The sequence below is a fragment of the Manganibacter manganicus genome, from assembly GCF_002075885.1.
In the GTDB taxonomy this organism is placed as follows: Bacteria; Pseudomonadota; Alphaproteobacteria; order Rhizobiales; family Rhizobiaceae; genus Mesorhizobium; species Mesorhizobium manganicum.
Genome location: NZ_MDET01000045.1, coordinates 131229 through 150897, shown reverse-complemented (window position 1 = coordinate 150897; position 19669 = coordinate 131229). Strand labels below are relative to the sequence as shown.

General features: G+C 64.0%; 14 protein-coding genes. 6 read left to right on the top strand and 8 right to left on the bottom strand.

Features of this window, described 5'->3' with window-relative positions; genetic code table 11:
* Positions 1-36 precede the first annotated feature (36 nt).
* Positions 37-552, bottom strand: coding sequence for an FxsA family protein (locus BFN67_RS19860; RefSeq protein WP_080921220.1), 516 nt, complete (start codon positions 550-552; stop codon positions 37-39).
* Positions 553-741: 189 nt separating this feature from the next.
* Between BFN67_RS19860 and BFN67_RS19855 the strand changes: the two genes are divergently transcribed.
* Genes BFN67_RS19855 through BFN67_RS19840 form a run of 4 tightly spaced genes read left to right on the top strand, consistent with a single transcriptional unit; the run spans position 742 to position 3470 of the window.
* Positions 742-1449, top strand: coding sequence for a Tim44/TimA family putative adaptor protein (locus BFN67_RS19855; protein WP_080921277.1), 708 nt, complete (start codon positions 742-744; stop codon positions 1447-1449).
* A 22-nt stretch (positions 1450-1471) separates the two neighbouring features.
* Entirely contained in the window at positions 1472-2563 is a 1092-nt protein-coding gene (gene mltA, locus BFN67_RS19850; RefSeq protein ID WP_245295351.1) for a murein transglycosylase A, read from the top strand.
* Positions 2560-3093 carry a Smr/MutS family protein gene (locus tag BFN67_RS19845; protein WP_080921218.1) on the top strand — a complete coding sequence of 178 codons (534 nt, stop codon included), beginning with the start codon at positions 2560-2562 and terminating at the stop codon, positions 3091-3093. The genes mltA and BFN67_RS19845 overlap by 4 nt, the downstream gene beginning before the upstream one ends.
* Entirely contained in the window at positions 3090-3470 is a 381-nt protein-coding gene (locus BFN67_RS19840; protein ID WP_080921217.1) for a helix-turn-helix domain-containing protein, read from the top strand. The genes BFN67_RS19845 and BFN67_RS19840 overlap by 4 nt, the downstream gene beginning before the upstream one ends.
* Here BFN67_RS19840 and BFN67_RS19835 read toward each other — a convergent pair.
* Positions 3461-4156, bottom strand: a complete 696-nt coding sequence (locus BFN67_RS19835; RefSeq protein WP_139789269.1) for a DUF899 family protein — start codon at positions 4154-4156, stop codon at positions 3461-3463. The two genes, BFN67_RS19840 and BFN67_RS19835, sit on opposite strands and share 10 nt — an antisense overlap.
* Positions 4157-4330: 174 nt before the next feature.
* Entirely contained in the window at positions 4331-7060 is a 2730-nt protein-coding gene (gene mutS, locus BFN67_RS19830; RefSeq protein ID WP_245295350.1) for a DNA mismatch repair protein MutS, read from the bottom strand.
* Positions 7061-7206: 146 nt separating this feature from the next.
* On the opposite strand from mutS, the gene BFN67_RS19825 reads away from it, so the two are divergent.
* The gene (locus BFN67_RS19825; RefSeq protein ID WP_080921215.1) at positions 7207-9486 is read left to right on the top strand and encodes an NADP-dependent malic enzyme; all 2280 of its coding nucleotides are present in this window, start codon (positions 7207-7209) and stop codon (positions 9484-9486) included.
* Positions 9487-9576: 90 nt separating this feature from the next.
* The gene (locus BFN67_RS19820; protein ID WP_080921214.1) at positions 9577-10242 is read left to right on the top strand and encodes an FAD-binding oxidoreductase; all 666 of its coding nucleotides are present in this window, start codon (positions 9577-9579) and stop codon (positions 10240-10242) included.
* A gap of 86 nt (positions 10243-10328) precedes the next feature.
* On the opposite strand, the gene trxA is transcribed toward BFN67_RS19820, so the two are convergent.
* The 5 genes from trxA to tsaE all read right to left on the bottom strand — a co-directional run bounded on the left by trxA (position 10329) and on the right by tsaE (position 19667).
* Entirely contained in the window at positions 10329-10652 is a 324-nt protein-coding gene (gene trxA, locus BFN67_RS19815; protein ID WP_080921213.1) for a thioredoxin, read from the bottom strand.
* A gap of 102 nt (positions 10653-10754) precedes the next feature.
* The gene (gene addA / locus BFN67_RS19810) at positions 10755-14285 is read right to left on the bottom strand and encodes a double-strand break repair helicase AddA (RefSeq protein ID WP_080921212.1); all 3531 of its coding nucleotides are present in this window, start codon (positions 14283-14285) and stop codon (positions 10755-10757) included.
* A complete protein-coding gene (gene addB, locus BFN67_RS19805) occupies positions 14282-17416 on the bottom strand; it encodes a double-strand break repair protein AddB (protein WP_080921211.1) in 3135 nt (1044 codons plus the stop codon). The genes addA and addB overlap by 4 nt, the downstream gene beginning before the upstream one ends.
* Positions 17413-18156 (bottom strand): nucleotidyltransferase family protein, encoded by a 744-nt coding sequence (locus BFN67_RS19800; protein WP_080921210.1) that lies wholly within the window; start codon positions 18154-18156, stop codon positions 17413-17415. The genes addB and BFN67_RS19800 overlap by 4 nt, the downstream gene beginning before the upstream one ends.
* A complete protein-coding gene (tsaE, locus tag BFN67_RS19795) occupies positions 18153-19667 on the bottom strand; it encodes a tRNA (adenosine(37)-N6)-threonylcarbamoyltransferase complex ATPase subunit type 1 TsaE (protein WP_080921209.1) in 1515 nt (504 codons plus the stop codon). The genes BFN67_RS19800 and tsaE overlap by 4 nt, the downstream gene beginning before the upstream one ends.
* Between the last annotated feature and the right edge of the window lie 2 nt (positions 19668-19669).

The window sequence follows — 19669 nt, the reverse complement described above, 5'->3', positions numbered from 1 at the left end:
ATCATGGCCGGCCCGGCAAGACAAGGTTTTCGCGGATCAATCGCCGCCGAGCCGCCGCCATGGCGAGTTGGGATCGCGGCCATGCGGATTTGTGTCGTCGTCGCGCGAGAAATCGTCGTCATCGAGGTCTATCGTGCGATTGCCGCCCCGCGAGCGGAAACCGCCGGTGCTGAAATCGGCGCCGAAGCTGGTCACGGTCACGATCCGCTTCTTAAACAGCCGCCATGCGAGATCGCGCACCGGCGGGAGGAAAAGCAGCAGGCCGAAAATATCGGTGATGAAGCCGGGGATAATGAGCAGCACCGCCGCCAGCAGGACCATGACGCCATGGGCGAGATGCCGGCTGGGATCACGCCCCGCATCGATTTCCTGGCGCGCCCGCGCCATCACGCCGAACCCCTGATGGCGCAGCAGCAGGCTGCCGGCAATCGATGAGGCGATCACCAGCCCGATCGTCGCCAGCGCACCGATCTGTTGCCCGACGACAACAAAACCGGCAATCTCCAGCAAAGGGAACGCCAGGAGGAGGAAAGGAAGAATGGATATCCGCAAATTGTGATCCTGTTCGCACGATCGCGCGCCATCGGACGATTCGCCGCTGGCATTGGCTTCTTCACATAGGTATGGCTGGCTTTGATTTGAATGATACCCTAGCGCGATCTATATGTTTTTCAATGATCGCATGCTCAAGGGCGGCGTGGCCAGGATGAACGGTCGGGAAAGGACTGAATGGCATACGATATGGGCTTTTTCGACTTCGGGACGATCTTCTTCCTGGTTGCCGCCGTGGTGATCTTTTTCCAGTTGCGCAATGTACTGGGCCGGCGCACCGGCAACGAGAAGCCACCCTTCGATCCCTATCGCACCGCCCGCGCCGGCGATGCCGATAGCGGCAAGGCTGCGGACAATGTCGTATCGCTGCCGCGCAAGAACCCGGCCGGCGAACCGGCGCCGGACCCTTATGCGGCGATCGACGCCATTGCTAAGGCGGACACCGATCTCAACAAGGGCCTGCGCGCCGTGAAGGACAATGACGCCGCCTTCGATCCCAAGGGGTTCGTCGATGGCGCCAAGATGGCCTATGAGATGATCGTGATGGCCTATGCCGAGGGCGATCGCAAGACGCTGAAAAATCTCCTGTCGCGCGAAGTTTATGACGGTTTCGTTGCCGCCATCGCCGACCGCGAGGGCAAGGGCGAAAAGGTTCAGTCCTCCTTTGTTGGTATCGACAAGGCCGACATCGTCGCTGCCGAGATGAAGGGCGGCGAGGCGCATGTCACCCTGCGTATCGTCAGCGAACTGATTTCCGCGACGCTGGACAAGGCGGGTACGGTGATCGACGGCGACCCCGAGACGGTTGCCGAGGTCAAGGATGTGTGGACTTTTGCCCGCGACACCCGCTCGCGCGATCCCAACTGGAAGCTGGTCGCCACCGAGGCGGAAGACTAGGCCTGATACTGGAGGCCCTGCGGTGCTGTCGCCCCTTTTTCAACCGGCGCGCTTTGCGGATCTGCCCGGCTGGGAGGAAGACGATCATGCGGCGACGTTTGCCGCCTTTCGCCGCTCCGCCTTCCATATACTTGAAAAACCTTATCGTAGTGGCGCGCTCGGCATCGCCTTCGAGGCTTTCGCACCGGCCTACGCTGAAGCAAGGGCTGTTTCGGTATCGAATCGAAATATCGCGCGCGCCTTCTTTGAACGGCACTTCCTGGCCGCACGCATAGCCGGTGACGGTTTCGTGACCGGCTTCTACGAACCGGAGGTGGAAGCGTCCCCGATTCGCACCGGGAAATTTACCGTCCCGCTTCTGGCGCGGCCGCATGATCTCGTTTCTGTCGATGATGCCGATCGCCCGGCCGGCATGGACCCCTATCTCGCTTTTGCCCGCGCGACGCCGGCAGGCTTGGTCGAATATTTCGACCGCGCGGCCATCGAGAGCGGTGCGTTGGCGGGCAGGGGGTTGGAAATCGCCTGGCTGGCCGAAAAAGTGGACGCCTTTTTCGTTCATGTGCAAGGTGCCGCGCGGCTGAAGATGACCGACGGACGATTGGTGCGCGTCACCTATGCGGCCAAATCCGGCCAGCGTTTCACCGGGCCGGGCGGCGTGCTCGCCGGTCTCGGCGAGATTCCGCTGGCCGATGTCACCATGCAGTCGATCCGCGGCTGGTTTCGCACCCATCCCGAACGCATCGACGAAATCCTTTGGCAGAACCGCTCCTATATCTTCTTTCGCGAGGCCGCGGTGGACGGTCCGGCATTGGGGCCGGTGGCTGCCGCCAAGGTGCCGCTGACGCCCGGCCGCTCGCTTGCCGTCGATCGCCTGCTGCACACATTCGGCACGCCATTTTATGTCGACGCCCCGACACTGACCGCGTTCGGCGGCGTACCTTTCCGGCGGCTGATGATTGCGCAGGATACCGGTTCGGCCATCACCGGCCCGGCGCGCGGCGATCTTTTTGCCGGTTCGGGCGATGCGGCGGGTGAGATTGCCGGCGTGGTGCGCAGTTCGGCCGGTTTCTTCGCTCTGGTGCCGCGTTCGCTCATGCCCGAGGCCGTGCGATGAGCCGAAGTGCAAACCTATTGAGCGAGGAGGATCGCGTCTTGTGGAGCCTTGTGGCCCGCAGCGCCATGCCGCTCAAGGGCAGGCGGGCCGTTGAGGTTCCAGTCGTTGCACCGCCGCCCGAATCGGCTCCCGTTGAGCAGTCGCGCGTCGCCGCACCCGCGACACCCGCAGCCAAGCCGAAGCCCATGCCGGCCCTTCATGCATTGGACGTGCCGACGCACGACAAGCTGTCGAAAGGCCGGCTGCCCATCGAAGGCCGTGTCGATCTGCACGGGCTGACGCAAAGCGAGGCCTATTCGCTGCTCTATACCTTCCTTAGTCGCGCCCATGCTGGCGGCGTCCGCTATGTGCTGGTCATCACCGGGAAGGGATCGTCATCGGGCGGCGATGGTGTGTTGCGCCGCGCCGTGCCGGCCTGGCTCTCGACGCCGGCTTTCCGGCATCTGGTGTCGAGCCATGATCACGCGGCGCGCCATCACGGCGGCGGCGGCGCGCTCTATGTCCGTCTGCGCCGTGTTGGAAAGCCATGACCCCGCTTGGCGAACGCATCCGCGCGCTCCGGCAGGAGCGCGGTCTGAACCAGAAGGAGATGGCAGCCGCCATCGGCGTCAGCGCCGCCTATCTTTCGGCGCTTGAGCACGGGCGACGCGGCGTGCCGAGCTGGACGCTGATCCAGAAGATTATCGGCTATTTCAATGTCATCTGGGATGACGCCGAGGAATTGCAGCGCCTCGCCGAAAGCTCGCATCCGCGCGTCAAGCTGGTTACCGCCGGCCTGCCGCCAGCCGCCACCGAACTTGCCAATCTGCTTGCCGAGAATATCGGCCGGCTGGACGAGGCCGACCTCAAGGCGCTCACGGCGGAAATCCGCAAAACGCTGGCGCACAAGACAGAATCTCAGGCGTAATCGACCTTCGGATACCAATGCGGGTCGCGGCCCTCGGGCGCGGTGTCCAGCACGTTCCACAGCGGTGTGAAGTCCGGCGCCCCGCGCGGGTCCTGGCCGGGATCGGCGGTTTCCCCGCCCATCTCGCCGCTCCAGAAATGCCGGATAGAGCCGTCGCGCTTGCTAAATACGTGATAGCCCGGCCAGTCACCCTCATCGGTCCAGTTGCCGAAATCGCGACCGAACGCCTCGTCCGCGTCGGTATAGAGCGGAAGATTCGTCCATCCACGTTCCTGCTTGAAGGCGAGCAATCGGTCGATCGGCGCGCGGGCCACGACGGCGAGCGCCATGCGCTGTCGAATATCGGCGGCATTGCCGGCGAGCCCGCCCAGCATGGCTGTGCACATGGGGCATGGCCGTTGCCGCTCCGGCCCGAACATATAGGTATAGATCGCCAGCGTATCGTGACTGCCGAAAAGTTCTGCGAAATGCACCGGCCCGTTTTCGCCCTTGAACACGTAGTCCTTCTTGATTTCGGCGCCGGGCGGCAGGGCGCGACGCTGCTTGGCAACGCGTTCGATATGACGCCTGAGTTCGATCTCCTCGGCCAAAAGCGCCGTGCGCGCTTTGCGGTATTCTGCGCTCTCATGAGGAACGCGATAGGCGTTTCGTTCGGCCAGCTCCGTTGCAGGGGTAAGGTTCTGCATGACAGTTCTCCTTCGCTTGCACATACCTAGGACGGGCGGGGAGCACGGAAACCGACAATGCCGGAAATGAATTTCGGCAGCGGCCACAAGGCGGCATAATCTCGCCTTCGGTGTGGATGGCCATGATCGCAAGTGGGCCTTCCGTAACGTCCTGTTGTCATGGGCCGTGCTCTATTAGCCGCTCGACATCCCTTTCAAGCGATACAGCGCCTCCAGCGCTTCGCGCGGCGTCATCTCGTCGGGGTGGAGCGCGGCCAGTGCGCCGCCCAACGCGTTGTCATGCTTTGCAGGTTTGGCCGTCTCGCGCTTTACCGCGACCGAAAACAGCGGCAGATCGTCCACCAACCGGTCGGCCTTGCCGGCGATCTCGCCTTCCTCAAGCTGGTGCAGCACCTCGCGGGCGCGCGCCACCACCGCTTCCGGCAGCCCGGCGAGGCGCGCCACCTGCACGCCGTAGCTGCGGTCGGCCGCGCCCATGCCGACCTCGTGCAGGAAGACGACATCGCCCTCCCACTCCTTCACCCGCATGGTGACATTGTGCAGGCGCGACAGCTTGCCGGAAAGCGCCGTCATCTCATGGAAATGCGTGGCGAAAATCGCCCGACAGCGGTTTTTCTCATGCAGATATTCCACCGCCGCCCAGGCGATGGACAGCCCGTCGAACGTGGCGGTACCGCGGCCGATCTCATCGAGGATCACCAGCGCCCGCTCGCCGGCCTGATTCAAGATGGCCGCCGTCTCCACCATCTCGACCATGAAGGTGGAACGTCCGCGCGCCAGATCGTCGGAGGCGCCGACGCGGGAGAACAGCCGGTCCACCACGCCGATATGCGCGCTTTGCGCGGGCACGAAGGAGCCCATCTGCGCGAGAATGGCGACAAGGGCATTCTGGCGCAGGAAAGTCGATTTGCCGCCCATATTGGGGCCGGTAAGCAGCCAGATGACGCCAGCCAGACCGTCCCCTTCGGGTGAGAGGTCGCAATCATTGGCGACAAACGGCCCTTCGCCCGAGCGGCGCAGCGCCTGTTCCACCACCGGATGCCGTCCGCCGTCGATCGTAAAGGCGAGGCTGGCATCCACCTGCGGTCGGCACCAGTTCTCAGCCTCCGAGAGCAGCGCCAGCGCCGCCGACACGTCGAGCACCGCAAGTGCCTGCGCGCCTGCGCGAATCTTTTCCGCCTCGGCCACGGCCTCCGCGACGAGCGTCTCGAAGGCGGCAAGTTCGATGGCCAATACGCGGTCGGCGGCATTGGCGATCTTCGTTTCCAGCCCCGCCAGTTCGGTGGTGGTGAAGCGCATGGCGTTGGCCATGGTTTGGCGATGGATGAATCGCGCCTTGGCGTCGTCCGTGCCGTTCATTGTGCCGGCATGGTTGGCGGTCACCTCGATATAATAGCCCAGCACATTGTTGTGCCGGATCTTTAGCGATCTGATGCCGGTTTCCTCGGCAAGGTCGCGCTCCATGGCGGCAACGACCTTGCGCGTGCTGTCGCGCAGCGCCCGCATTTCGTCCAGCTCGGTATGATAGGCGGCGCGCAGGAAGCCGCCGTCGCGCTTGAGCAGCGGCAATTCGTCGGCCAGCGCCTGGCCCAGATGATCGGCGAGCGCAGAAGGCAGGGAGCGAATGGCCGCGATGGCCGACGCCAGTTCCTTCGGCGCGCTTTTGTCGGTGAAAAGCCCGGCAATCTCTCGTGCCGCCTGGAAGCCGGCACGCAATGCACCGAGATCGCGCGGGCCGCCGCGGTTGAGCGCCAGCCGCGAAAGCGCGCGCGGCATGTCGGCGACGCCCTTCAGCGCCAGCCGTAGGGCCTCGCACAGTCTCGGTTCAGTTCTGAAAAAGGACACCGAATCGAGCCGCTCGGCGATGGCCGCCGGATCGGTCAGCGGCGCTGTCAGCCGCTCGGCCAGAAGCCGCGCGCCGCCGCCGGTCACGGTGCGGTCGATCGCCTTGACCAGCGAACCGTCGCGGTTGCCCGACAAGGTGCGCAGCAGTTCGAGATTGGCGCGCGTTGCCGGGTCGATGAACAGGCTCGCGCCGTTTTCCTCGCGCTGCGGGTGCGACAGCGGCGGCCGTTCGGCCTTCTGCGTCTTCTCGACATAGGCGATGGTCGCGGAGATCGCCGCCAATTCGGCGCGTGAGAATGTGCCGAAACTGTCCGGTGTCGCCACCTCGAAGAAGCGCGCAATGCGCTGCGGCGCCGCGGCTGAATCGAACAGGTTCGCCGGCTGCGGACTGGTGACGCGGCCAAGAAGATCGAACACCGGCTTGAGGTCGGGATCGAAGAACACCGGCTCGGCGACGAGCAATTCGCGCGGATCGACGCGGGCGATATCGGCGAGAAGCCTTTCGGCGGTCGTCTCGCAGACATGGAAGGCGCCGGTGGAAATGTCGATCCAGGCGAGCGCGAAGCTGCCCTTGTTCCCCGTCGCGTCGCCCGCCCCCTTCACCCGCCCCAGCGCCATCAGATAATTGGCCTCGGCCGGCGCCAGCAGCTTGTCCTCGGTGATGGTGCCGGGTGTCACCAGCCGGATCACGTCGCGCCGGACCACCGACTTGGAGCCGCGCTTCTTCGCCTCTGCCGGATCTTCGATCTGCTCGCAGACCGCGACGCGGAAGCCTTGCGCGATCAGCTTTTGCAGATAGTCGTCGGCGGCATGTACCGGCACGCCGCACATCGGGATGTCGGCGCCCCGATGTTTGCCGCGCTTGGTCAGGACGATGCCGAGCGCGGCGCTCGCCTTTTCCGCGTCGTCGAAAAACAGTTCGTAGAAATCGCCCATGCGGTAAAACAGCAACGAATCCGGGTTCGCCGCCTTGATTTCGAGGAACTGCTCCATCATGGGTGTTGCGCCGCCTGTGGCAGCGGGCACGCCTTGTGCACGGATGGGCGTTTCGTCGTTCAAGAAACTGTTTCCAAAATTTTCGATGTGTTCCGCTTATGCTTGGCGATTTACAGCGCCGAAGTGTAGCCTTAACGCCGAATGGTCCACAAAAGAAAGCCGCGGCCTGCTACCGGCCATGCGGCATGCGTGAGGAAAACCGTCGATCCATGGCCAGAAAACCGGAAAACAACAGCCCCTCCGTCAGTCCCGAAGAGGCGCTGGAATTTCATGCCATGGGCCGGCCCGGCAAGCTGGAGATCATGCCCACCAAGCCAATGACAACGCAGCGCGATCTGAGCCTTGCTTATTCGCCGGGTGTCGCCGTGCCGGTAAGGGCGATTGCCGAGGATCCGAGCCGCGCCTTCGACTATACCAGCCGCGGCAATATGGTGGCGGTCATCTCCAACGGTACCGCCATCCTCGGCATGGGCAATCTCGGCGCGCTCGCCTCCAAGCCGGTCATGGAAGGCAAGGCGGTGCTGTTCAAGCGCTTCGCCGACGTCGACGCCATCGACCTCGAGGTCGACACCGAGGACGCCGACGAGTTCATCAATTGCGTGCGCTATCTCGGTCCCTCCTTCGGCGGCATCAATCTGGAAGACATCAAGGCGCCCGAATGCTTCATCATCGAGCAGCGTCTGCGCGAATTGATGGACATTCCCGTCTTTCATGATGATCAGCACGGCACCGCCATCATCGCCACGGCCGGCCTGATCAATGCACTGGAAATCACCGGCCGCGACATGAAGACGACGAAGCTGGTGTGCAACGGCGCCGGTTCAGCCGGCATCGCCTGCATCGAACTGATCAAGGCGATGGGCTTTGCGCCACAGAATATTACCCTGTGCGACACCAAGGGGGTTGTCTGGCAGGGTCGTACCGAAGGCATGAATCAGTGGAAGTCGGCGCATGCAGTCAAGACCGAGGCTCGCACGCTGACTGATGCCTTGGACGGTGCGGATGTGTTTTTCGGCCTCTCGGCCAAAGGCGCGCTGACGCCCGACATGGTGCGTTCTATGGCGGAAAACCCGATCATCTTCGCCATGGCCAATCCCGATCCCGAGATCACGCCGGAAGAGGTGGCGGAAATCCGCGCCGACGCCATCATGGCGACGGGGCGTTCCGACTACCCGAACCAGGTCAACAATGTGTTGGGCTTTCCCTATATCTTTCGCGGCGCGCTCGACGTGAGGGCCACGACCATCAATGACGACATGAAGATCGCCGCCGCACGCGCGCTGGCCGAGCTTGCCCGCAAGGACGTGCCGGACGACGTCGCGGCCGCTTATCAGGGCAATCGCCCGCGCTTCGGCCCATCCTACATAATTCCGGTGCCGTTCGATCCACGCCTGATTTCGGCCGTGCCGCTTGCCGTCGCCAGGGCGGCGATGGACTCGGGCGTTGCGCGCCGCCCGATCATCGATCTCGACAAATACGCCAATGAACTGTCGGCCAGGCGCGACCCGATCGCCTCCACCTTGCAACGCATCTACGACCGCGTGCGCCGCCAGCCCAAGCGCATCGTCTTCGCCGAGGGCGAGGAGCAACAGGTCATGCGCGCGGCGGTGGCCTATGTGAACCAGAGGCTCGGCACCGCCATCCTGCTCGGCCGCGACGACATTATCAGGGAGAACGCTCGCAATGTCGGTATCGATCTCGACAAGCCGGGTCTTGAAATCATCAACGCCCGCCTGTCGCGTCGCAACGGTGTCTATACCGACTATCTCTATGAACGCATGCAGCGGAAGGGCTTTTTGTTTCGCGATTGTCAGCGGCTGATCAACAATGACCGCAATCATTTCGCCGCCTGTATGGTGGCGTTGGGCGATGCCGATGGCATCGTCACCGGCGTGACGCGCAACTATTCCACCGCGCTTGAGGATATCCGCCGCGCCATCGATGCGAGGCCGGGCCATTGCGTCATCGGCGCTTCGATCGTGCTGGCCAGGGGGCGTACCGTAATCGTTGCCGACACCGCCGTTCACGACATGCCGAACGCCGAGCAGATCGCCGACATTGCCGAGGAGGCGGCGAACTTTGCGCGGCGCATGGGCTATGAACCACGCGTGGCGATGCTGGCCTATTCCACATTCGGCCATCCGCAGGGCGAGCGCTCGGAGCGCATACAGGAAGCCGTGAAAATCCTGGACAAAAGACGCGTCGATTTCGAGTATGACGGCGAAATGGCCGCCGATGTCGCGCTCAACCCGCGCGCGATGGCGCAATATCCGTTCATCCGGCTGACCGGCCCGGCCAACGTGCTGGTCATGCCGGCCTTCCACTCGGCCTCGATCTCGACGCGCATGCTGCAGGAACTCGGCGGCTCCACCGTCATCGGGCCGTTGCTGGTGGGTCTGAACAAGCCGGTGCAGATCGTATCGCTCAACGCCAAGGACAGCGACATCGTCAATATGGCGGCGATTGCCGCCTATTCGGCGGGCACCTGAACGCAGAGGGCTGTGGCAATTCGGCGCGAAACGGGAACCTGCAAGGCTCAGGATCGTCTAAACTAATGAGTGTAATCAAGGAGAACCGCCATGGCGCACAGGGTCCAGATCCTCGACATCGAAAATGTCACCCATAATGTAAGGCGGTTCCGTTTTGAGCGGCCGGAAGGCTATGAATTCGTTCCCGGTCAGGCGACCAACGTGTCGATCGACCACGAAGACTGGTCGAAAAAAAAGCGGCCCTTCACCTTCACCGGGTTGCGGCGCGAACCGCATCTGGAATTCACCATCAAGATCTATTCAGACCATGACGGCGTGACAAACCGGCTGAGCACGCTGAAAAAGGGCGATGCACTGCTGATCGGATCGCCCTGGGGCACCATCCAATACAAGGGCAAGGGCACCTTCATTGCCGGCGGCGCCGGCGTCACGCCCTTCATAGCCATTTTGCGCGACCTTGCCGACAAGGGCGAAATCGCCGGCCATCGGCTGATCTTTTCCAACAGAACGGAGCAGGACATCATCCTGCGCCAGACCTGGGAGGCAATGGGCGGGCTTGACCGGCTTTTCGTGGTGACCGGCGAAAAGACAGGCCGTTTCCCCGCCGGTCCCGTCAATAAGGATTTTCTCAGGGAACATGTGACGGATTTCAGCCAGAACTTCTATATCTGCGGCCCTGACGCCATGGTTGCCGATATCAACACCGCGCTCAAGGAGCTTGGCGCCGATCCGACCGCGCTTGTCTTCGAGCATTGACAACGACGTGGCGAAAGCCTGTGCTCCAAAACAAAAAGCCGGCCGATTTTCAAAAACATCGGCCGGCTTTTGATCCTGGAAAAAAATCAGGCGACGGCGCCGTTGATCCAGTGCGACAGCGCGGTCTTCGGTGCAGCGCCCACCTTCATATCGGCAACTTCGCCGCCCTTGAAGATCATCAGGGTCGGGATCGAACGCACGCCATATTGCGCGGCAAGCTCCGGGTTCTCGTCGATGTTGAGTTTGGCGATCTTGATCTTGTCGCCGAGTTCGGCGGCGATCTCTTCCAGCGACGGGCCGATCATCTTGCACGGACCGCACCATTCCGCCCAGAAATCCACCACGACCGGTTCTTTCGCGCCAAGCACGTCGGCCTGGAAGTTGCTGTTGTCAACCTTGACGGTGGCCATGTGAAATCCTTTCTGATCCAATATTCCGGCTAAATGTGGTGGCGCGGGCTCAGCCGTTCAAGCAAAGCTGTTCCAGCAAAAGCCATTCAGGCAGAATTTGTGTCACGGCCTTGTGAGTCGGGCAAGGGCTTCGTCCATCACCGATTGCGGAAGCGCGATCAGGCGCGGCGCTTCGGTGAACAGCAGCGCGGCATTCACGGCGCGGCCCGGATAAAGCGGCTGGAGCAGCGCACGATAGAGTGCAAGCTGCAACAGATAGGCCGGCGGCACGTTTGCGAGGCTGGCGGGTGCCGGGCGGTTGGTCTTGTAATCGACGATCAGCACTTCGTGATCAGTCACTGCCAGCCGGTCGATCTTGCCCGAGACGGTGCGCATCTTTCCCTTGACGTCGAGGTTGCCCATGATAGCGACTTCCGCGCGCGATCCCTTCGCGAATAGCGGCGCAAAGCCGGGATCGGCGAGAATGGCTTCCACTGCCGCCCATGCCACGTCCGCCTCCCCTGCAGGCCAGCCGGCGCTGGTTCGCGCCAGGTAGCGGTGGGCGGCAGCGCTTCGGTCGGCCTCGGTGATATCCGGCAGCATTTGCAAAAGCTTGTGCATGGCAAGCCCGCGCCGCACGGCCAAGCCGGGTTCGGCATCTGTGTCCAGCACCGGCGAACGGGTGTCGAGCGCGGTTCCCCTGTCGTCCTCGATCAGCGCCGAGGCGCCGGAGGGCGAGAGAGGTCGCGGCAAATCCTCGAAAGGCGGAAGCCGCTGGAAAAGGAGCGGCGGCGGAGGATCAAACTCCGCCTGCCGCGATGTGTCAGTGGCTTCACCCGACAACGGCGCGAGATTGTTGGCGCGAAAGCGATGAACAATTCCATCGCCGGCTGGATGCGGATGCTCCGTCGTTTCCGGCGCGCAGACCAATGCTCGGCTGACGATGGCATGCCAGGTGCCTTCGCCAGGCGGCCGCTTGCCGTGATAGCCGGCCACGATCAGCCGGTCCTCGGCGCGCGTCATGCCGACATAGAGCAGGCGGCGATATTCGTCGTCGGCAAGCGCCCTCAACCGTTCGCTTTCGGTTTTGGAAAAGCCGTTGGCGACGTCGGCGCCGGCGCGCCATAGATAGGCCTCGCCCTGCCAGTGCGCGCCGGAGCTTTTGAAACGCATCAGGCGCGGCAGATGCTGGTCGCTGAAGGGCGCCGCGCCGCTGTCGATCAGGAACACCACCGGCGCTTCAAGCCCCTTGGCGGCATGCACGGTCATCACCCGCACCTCGTCGCGCCCCTGATCCATCTCGCGCTTGATCTCGGGGCCGGCATTTTCCAGCGTCGAGAGAAAAGCCTCCAATCCCGGTAGCCCGGTGCGTTCCTCCGCGAGGCAGAAGCTCAAAAATTCGTCGAGGATTTCGCCGGCCTCCGGCCCCAGCCTTGCCATCATTTTTGCGCGCACGCCGTCGCGCGAAAGAAGGGCTGCATAGAATTCGAACACCCGGCCGAATGCGGCTTCGTTGGTCCATTTTTCGAGTTGTTCGGAGATGGCGGCGAGTGCGCCATCGCTGCCCGCCTGCCGGCGCAGCGCCGCAGCCAGCGATATGCCGGAGCCGCGGCCGTGCGCCAGCGCAAACAGGCTTTCTTCCGCGACATCGAAGATCGGGCTGCGCAGCACGGCGGCGAGAGAAAGATCGTCTTCCGGCTGGATGAGGAAACGGCCGAGGGCGGTCAGATCCTTCACCGCGATATGGCTGGGCAGGCTCAGCCGGTCGGCGCCCGCCGCCGGAATGCCACGGTTCTTCAGGCTACGCGACAAGGCGTGCACGAAACGATCGCGCTTGCGCACCAGCACCAGCACGTCGCCGGCGCTGAGCGGCCGGCCTTGACCTTCGATGATCTCACCGGAGGCGAGCCATTTCTGGATCGTCGCAGCCACCTGCTCGGCCACTCGCACCGCAGGGGCGCTTATATGATTGACGGGCCTAGTCCAGTCGTCTTCCTCCTCCACCGCTTCAGCGCCGACAGACGGCCAGATTTCGACATAACCCGGCGCGTCATAGCGGATGGCGTTGTGCAGAACCGGATCGGCGTCGTGGCCGATGCCGCGTCGCACCGCCTCGTCCGCGAATACGCGGTCAACAGCGGTAAGCACATCCTGTGTCGAGCGGAAAGAGAGCGTCAGCCTCAGATCGGCGAAGCGTGCTTCGGCTCCGCCTGCTTTGGCCGAAAACAATTGCCGGCTTTCGTGGAAGGAATCGGGCGCCGCGCCCTGAAACGAATAGATCGACTGTTTTTCATCGCCGACGGCAAAAATGGTGCGCTCGACATGGCCGCGCGCGCCTTCGCCGGCGAAGAATTCGTCCGCCAGCCGCCGCACCACCTCCCATTGGTCAGGGCTGGTGTCCTGCGCCTCGTCGAGCAGGATATGGTCGATGCCCCGATCGAGCTTGTATTGTACCCATGGCCCGGCATCGGGCCGCGCCAGAAGACTGACCGTGCGGGTAATCAGGTCGTTGAAGTCGAGCAGGCCGCGCCCGCGCTTCAATTGCTCGTAGCGGGAAATCAGCCGGTCGGCGACGGTCAGCGCCGCCTTCGTTCCTTGCAGCATGCGATGAAGCGCCAGCTTTTCGCAGGTCTCGATAAGCGCGTTGGCCGCTTCGAGATAACGTTCAGGCAGGTCGGGCAGGGCGTTGACGAGTGCCTTGGAAAACAGCCATCCGGGTTTGTACGGCTCACCTTTGCCGCTAAGAAATGCGTTCTTGAGCAGAACGATCCGATGTTCGGGATCCGCTTCGGCAAAGGCCGGTTCGGCTTGAGAAACGAGATGTTCCGAGGCACGGGCGGCAGCGAGCCGGCTACATGCGCCTTGCAACTCGGCAAAATAGCCCGATTCGAACCCCGGCAAGGGCCACATCGAGGCAGCTATGCCGGCACTCGTTTCGCCTTCGGCAAAGCCGAACTCGTCAAACAGCGGCTGGAATTTATCTCCGTCGCCGCCGATCTTCTGGATAAATCCCCGCAGGCCGTCGCGCTTGCGCAGGATTTCACCGAGCAGTGCATCGAGGCCGGTCTCGCCGCCGCGCTCAAGCACGGTGGCGAAAGCTTCCGCCAGCCCGGTGCCGTCTTGTCCTTCGCCTGGAGCGCCCGCTCCGGTGATGATGTCGCGCCGGGCGGCAGCGAACAGGTTCGCCTCCATCTGCGGATCGATCATCTCGAAATGCGCGGCGATGTTGGCCTCCAGCGGGAACTGGTGCAGCATCGATTCGCAAAAGGCGTGGATGGTCTGGATCTTCAGCCCGCCCGGCGTTTCCAGCGCCTCGGCAAAAAGCCGCCGCGCTCGCCGTAGCGCGGCATCGTCCGGCTTGCGCCCTTCTACCGTCTCAATCGTCGCGGCAAGCCCGGCGTCGGCCAGCGCCGTCCATTCCGACAGGGTGGAGAACACGCGGTTCGACATATTGGCGGCGGCTGCACGGGTATAGGTCAGGCACAGGATTTTTGACGGATCGGTACCTTTCAGCAGCAAGCGAATGACCCGCTGCGCCAGAACATGCGTCTTGCCGGAGCCGGCATTGGCCGACACCCAGGCGGAATTTGCCGGATCTGAGGCGGCTGCCTGGCTGGTGGCGGTATCGGAGGGAACAGGGTAGCGGCGCTTCATTCCTCGCTTCCCTCACCATCGGTATCGCCGCCAGCCGACCATTCCAGTACGCGCGCCAGATGGTCGTAGTCGCCGCTCTCGCCCTCGCGGAAGGGCAGCGCCCGCGACAGATAGCCGATTAGGGGATCGGCATAGTGGATGAGCAGCTTTTCCAGTCGCGCCCAGGCCTCTTCCGAAAGATCGTTAGCGCTGCGCGGTTGGCGGTTATATTCGAGAATCGATTCCTGAAACACCTCGCCATTGGGTTTCAGCCGCACGAAGGCCAGTTGCGAAGGGTCGCGCCGCCCCAGTGCGGAAAAAGCGCCGCGCCTCAGCAGCGCGCCTTCCAGCGCCAGTTGCGGCGACAACAGGGTGTGCGCCTGCGCCTTGGAGGGCGAGGAGCCGGTCTTGTAGTCGAGTATGTCGGCCATGCCGCCGGCCAGAAGGTCGATGCGGTCGGCATAACCGGAAAGCGTGACGCCGGATTTCCCCACTACGCTCTTGACGGCGCGTTCTTCGGCGTAGCGCTGTGCCACATCGCCTGCGCGCCGGCGCTCCCATTCGATGATGTTGGGCGCGAGTTTTTCAAAGCGCGGCCACCACACCGCCTCGACATCGGCGGGCAAAGCGGCTTCAGTGAAGCAGGCGCGGCCGGCTTCGAGCAATGCAGCCAGCGCGCCGCCGTCGCGTGGATCAATGCCGAGGCCGGAAAAGCGATGCAATATGGCGTGGAACAGCGTGCCGCGCTCGGCAGCGTTCGGGTCGCGGATCAGCGGATCGAGTGGTGAAAGCGCCAGGATGCGCCGTGCATAGATGGCATACGGGTCACGGCGCAGCGTTTCGATCTCCGTAACGGAGAAATGATGCGGCCGTGCTGCCAGCGGCGGCTTCGGTTGCGGGCGCGGAGCAAAATCCTTGCGCTCGCCGACATCCAGCGCCTGCGCCCATGCAATCAGTTCATTGCCGCGCTGGCGCAGCCCGTCGGTCGGCGTCTTGCCGATGAAAGTGGTAAGCCGCTGCAGCCAGCGCGACGGCACCGCCGGCGCATCCCCAGTGCGGCCCGCGCGCGCCAGCACCACTTTGGGCGCACCCATCGTCATCTGGAAATCATGTGCGGCAAGGCCGATGCGCCGCTCCGGCGGCTCAAGACCGATGCCGGTCTTCATCAGTCGCGACATGAAACGGTCGCTCTCGGCCTTGCGCGGCCACACGCCCTCGTTCAGCCCGCCGATCACCAGCGTGTCGACATGCTGGAGCCGCGCCTCCAGCGCGCCCCATATGGCCACCGACCTGTCGGCGCCTCGCGCCGGCTTGACCGTTTCAGGCGCGATCAGCGCATTCATCACGTCCGGCCATTCGGCGGGTTCCAGCGGCAGCGAGGCCTCTGCCGAAACCAGCGAACGCAGCAGTTCGGCCAGTTTTGCGCCCGCATCGCCCTCATAGAGCGCAGTAAGGCCGTTGTCGGCTGTGCGTGCCAACGCCTCCAGCACGGTGACGCTTGCCTCGGTCAGGGCCCGAAAATCGGCTTCGCTCACAGTGCGCAGGTCAATGAGAGGTGCCAGCGCTTCACCAAGCCGCGCCAACACCGAACGCGTGGCCTCAATGCGGGATGTCGAAAGCCGTGGTAGCCAGAAGGGCGGCCGACTGTCGCCGCCGAGCGCCGTCAGCCGCGTTTCGAAGTGCGCGCTGAGTTCGGCAATGTCCGGCCTACCGGTGCCGCCGCGCAACGCCACCAGTTCGATAGTCTCGGCGACGTGGCGGACAGTCGAGCGCTCCATGCCGAGCGCCAGAAGTGGATGTTTGAGCAGCGAAAGCAGCGCCACCGGATCACCGGGATGGAAAACGGTTTCGAGCAGCAGTTTGAGCAATGTGGCGGGCGGCGTCTCGGCCAGAGGCATGCCGCCGGAATCGTCGGCGACAATACCGAAACGCAGAAGCTCGCCCGCCACGCGCCGCGCCAGTGCGCGATCACCGGTGACAAGCGCGGCGCGCTGGCCCGGTTGCTCGACGGCGAGCCTCAGCGCAATGGCGATGGCCGCCGCCTCGTCGCGCTCGGTGGCGGCTTCGATCAGGGTCACGCCGTCCAGCGCCTGTTCGATGTCGGCATCGCTGAAGCCGTTGCGCGTCTCGCGCCACAATTCGGTGGTCTCGGCCGGTCGTAACGCCTCGCCGACCAGTCTTGCCCGCAGGGCAAGCGCGGGCGTGGTTGCGCCGAGTTCATCGACGTCACGGCGCGCGATACCGATCTGGCCGATCAAGCGGGCAAGGCCATATTGCGGATGGCCAAGCAGCGCCGGCGCGGCGCCTGGGGCGGTGATGGCGGCAAAAGAGGCCTCGTCCAACGCCCGGTCAAGACCCGGCAGCACCACGGCACCTTGCGGAAGCGACGCGATTACGGAAAGGAGTTCGGCGGTGGCGGGAATCGACCCGGTCGATCCGGCGGCGATTACCGGGCCGGGCGGCGGGTTTCGCTTGAGTCGCGCGGCCTCCAGCCGGATCAGCTCACTGCGATGCGCGGCCGGGTTGGAAAGGCCGCGCTCGGCAAGCAGGACTGGCCAAGCTTCGGTGACGATCTGCAGGAAATCCAGCGTCACCTGCCACCAGCCGGCGAGATTGCCGGAAACAAGGCCCGAAAGCTTCGCCCAGTCCGAACCTTCGGTCTCGATCTCGTCCATCAGGCCGCAGAGGTCACGCGCCAGCCACAGCGAATCCGCCGTCGAGGCCGGCACGACAACCTCCTCGTTGAACAGTGCCGCAACATGTGCCGGCAAGCGCCGTTTCCATGCGCGCACCAGCGGGCTGAGCAAAAGCAGGCGCTCGATTCCCGCCATCGGCGGGGCAAGGTCGAGCGCGGCGGGGCTTTCGGGCGTATCCGCCTCGAATGCCGCCTCGTCCTCGTCGAATTCGCCGAGCGGGCGGATTGTCGGCAGAATGGCCGATCCGCCGCCCAGCACTTCTGCAAAGACGCTGCGCAGCGCGCGCGCGGCGCGCCGTGTCGGCACATAGATGGTGACGGCGGCCAGCGCCAGCGGGTCGCCATGGAAGCGAAAGTCGGGCACGAGTGTGCCGGAAAGCAGGGCTTGCGCCAGCGTCGGCAAAAACGGCGCGCCGGGCGGAATGGTGAAGACGTGGCGCGCGTCCCGCCTGGTCATGGCGCGTCTGCCAGCGCCTTTTCGACCGCCGCCTCGGCCTTCGGGATGGCGTCCGGCGTGCCGACGGTGATCCAGTGGCCGTGCATTTTCATGCCGAACAGGCGGCCGGCGGCGATGGCGCGGTCAAAATAGATGTTGAGCGAATGCGAGGTCGCTGCGACACCTGCAAAGATGCGTGGATGGATGATGGCCGCGCCGGCATAGATCAGCCCGGTCGGGTCGCCCCTGGCGCGGCTGAGCACGCTGTCCGGCGCCATCAGGAAATCGGTGCTGCCCGAATGGCCGGTCGCCTGATCGAGATTGGCAAGCATCAGCAGAATATCCATGCGCGCGCCGTCCCATGCAAGGGCGAGGCGGTCGAGATTGGATTTTCCCCTCTCGATCCAGCCCTCCTCAATCCAGAACGTATCGGAATTGATGACATAGAAGGGCGCAGAGCCAAGTTCGGGCAGGGCCTTGACGATACCGCCGGCCGATTCGAGCAGTTTCGCGCGCTCATCGGAAATGACGACGCGTGGTGCCGTGCGGCCTGCGACATGGGCAAGGATTGGCTCTGGAAGATAATGTACGTTGACGATCGCCTTTTCCACGCCAGAGGCGGCCAGACTGTCCAATCCCCAGTCGAGCAGCGGCTTGCCGGCGATCTTCACCAGCGGCTTGGGTAGCGTGTCGGTGATCGGGCGCATGCGCTTGCCGAGCCCGGCGGCCAACACCATCGCTATCTTGGGCTTATCCGTCATAGCGGGCGCTCCTCAAGAAAGCCCTGCTCCTCGTAGAAGGTGCGCAATTCTGTCAGCGCCGGATGCGCCAGCGCCCGTCTCAGATAGTCGCGAATACGCGGCAGATGCTTCAGATAGGCGGGCTTGCCGTCGCGCCGGTCGAGCCGCACGAAAATGCCGAGAATTTTGGAGTTGCGTTGGGCTGCCATGATTGCATAGGCCTCGGCGAAGGCGCCGGTATCGAAGTCGCCCGCCGCATTGCGCGCCGCGATATAGGCGTCGTAGGTCGCCCTCTCGATTTTCGGCGGCACGCTGACGCGCGCGTCCATGGCCAGCGAGGCGACATCATAGGCCGGCGGGCCGACCAGCGCATCCTGAAAGTCGAGAATGCCGAGCCGGTCATGACCTTTGCGCTCAGCGCGCCACACAATGTTGGGCGAATGGAAATCGCGCAGCATCAAGGTGGTTTCACGGCCTTCCAGCCGGTCGAGCAGCGCGTTCCAGTGGCGGCGATAATCGGCGCGGATCTGTTCGACTGCCAGCGCGCCGGTGATGGCCGGCACATACCAATCGACCAGCAGATCGGCCTCGATCATCATCGCGTCGCGGTCGAAGGGCGGAACGGTGTGGAGGATGCCCGGCGCAGCCTCCAGACGACATGCCCATTCCTGTCCGTGCATCATGGCCAGCAGGAGCGCCGCTGCTTCGTAACGCGCCTTTATCGGCTTTCCTTCGGTGTCGAGAAAGCCTTCGCTGCCCAGATGCTGCATCAGCACGAAGCCGTGGTCGAGGTCTTGCGCATGGATTTGCGGCACAGTGACGCCGCCGTCTGAAAGCGCCCGGTCGATGGCCACGAACGCCGCGACCGTTTTCGCCGTATGGGCGATCTCGGCATAGGGCCTGCCGTCGCGCACCGGCGGCCCCATCACCAGCGGTGGCGAATTCATCAAGACGCGCGGCACTTCACTCGCGCGCGTCACGATTTCATAGCCGCGCGCCGAGGCGTCGCCGGCGAAGGCGCGGCGCACGGCATCGCCCCAGCCGGCGTCTCCGAGAAAGGCGCGCATCGCAAGCGAGCGGGCGATACGCTCCAAAAGCGGGCCGTTGCCGGAAATCTGAGCTGAGCGCCGTTCGCCCTCGTGGGTGAGTTCGATCTGGACCGTTTCAGCAGGCAGCCTGTTGCCGGCCTGTTCCGGCCATTCGATCAGCGCCGCGCCATCGCCGAGTATCTCCTCGAAGCCCAGTTCGTCCAGTTCGTGCGGCGAGCCGAGCCGGTAGAGGTCGAAATGATGGACGGGAAAGCGCGCCGCATAGCTTTGCAGCAGCGTGAAGGTAGGGCTCGGCACTTCGAGCGCCGCATCGTCCGCCAGCGCCCGAATCAGCGCGCGCGCCAGCGTCGATTTTCCGGCACCGAGGTCGCCCTTGAGCGCAATCGCGTCTCCCGGTTTCAGCGCCATGGCGATGTCTTCGCCGAGCCGGGCGGTGGCGGCCTCGTCGGCCAGGAAAAGCGCCGGCAGCAAACCGTCCTCCATGC

Bases quoted from the DNA above. Each gene is read 5' to 3' on its own strand.
- BFN67_RS19840 (WP_080921217.1), top strand. From the start codon at position 3,090: ATGACCCCGCTTGGCGAACGCATCCGCGCGCTCCGGCAGGAGCGCGGT.
- BFN67_RS19855 (WP_080921277.1), top strand. From the start codon at position 742: ATGGGCTTTTTCGACTTCGGGACGATCTTCTTCCTGGTTGCCGCCGTG.
- BFN67_RS19845 (WP_080921218.1), top strand. From the start codon at position 2,560: ATGAGCCGAAGTGCAAACCTATTGAGCGAGGAGGATCGCGTCTTGTGG.
- BFN67_RS19825 (WP_080921215.1), top strand. From the start codon at position 7,207: ATGGCCAGAAAACCGGAAAACAACAGCCCCTCCGTCAGTCCCGAAGAG.
- BFN67_RS19800 (WP_080921210.1), bottom strand. From the start codon at position 18,156: ATGACGGATAAGCCCAAGATAGCGATGGTGTTGGCCGCCGGGCTCGGC.
- trxA (WP_080921213.1), bottom strand. From the start codon at position 10,652: ATGGCCACCGTCAAGGTTGACAACAGCAACTTCCAGGCCGACGTGCTT.
- tsaE (WP_080921209.1), bottom strand. From the start codon at position 19,667: ATGGAGGACGGTTTGCTGCCGGCGCTTTTCCTGGCCGACGAGGCCGCC.
- BFN67_RS19835 (WP_139789269.1), bottom strand. From the start codon at position 4,156: ATGCAGAACCTTACCCCTGCAACGGAGCTGGCCGAACGAAACGCCTAT.
- addB (WP_080921211.1), bottom strand. From the start codon at position 17,416: ATGACCAGGCGGGACGCGCGCCACGTCTTCACCATTCCGCCCGGCGCG.
- addA (WP_080921212.1), bottom strand. From the start codon at position 14,285: ATGAAGCGCCGCTACCCTGTTCCCTCCGATACCGCCACCAGCCAGGCA.
- BFN67_RS19820 (WP_080921214.1), top strand. From the start codon at position 9,577: ATGGCGCACAGGGTCCAGATCCTCGACATCGAAAATGTCACCCATAAT.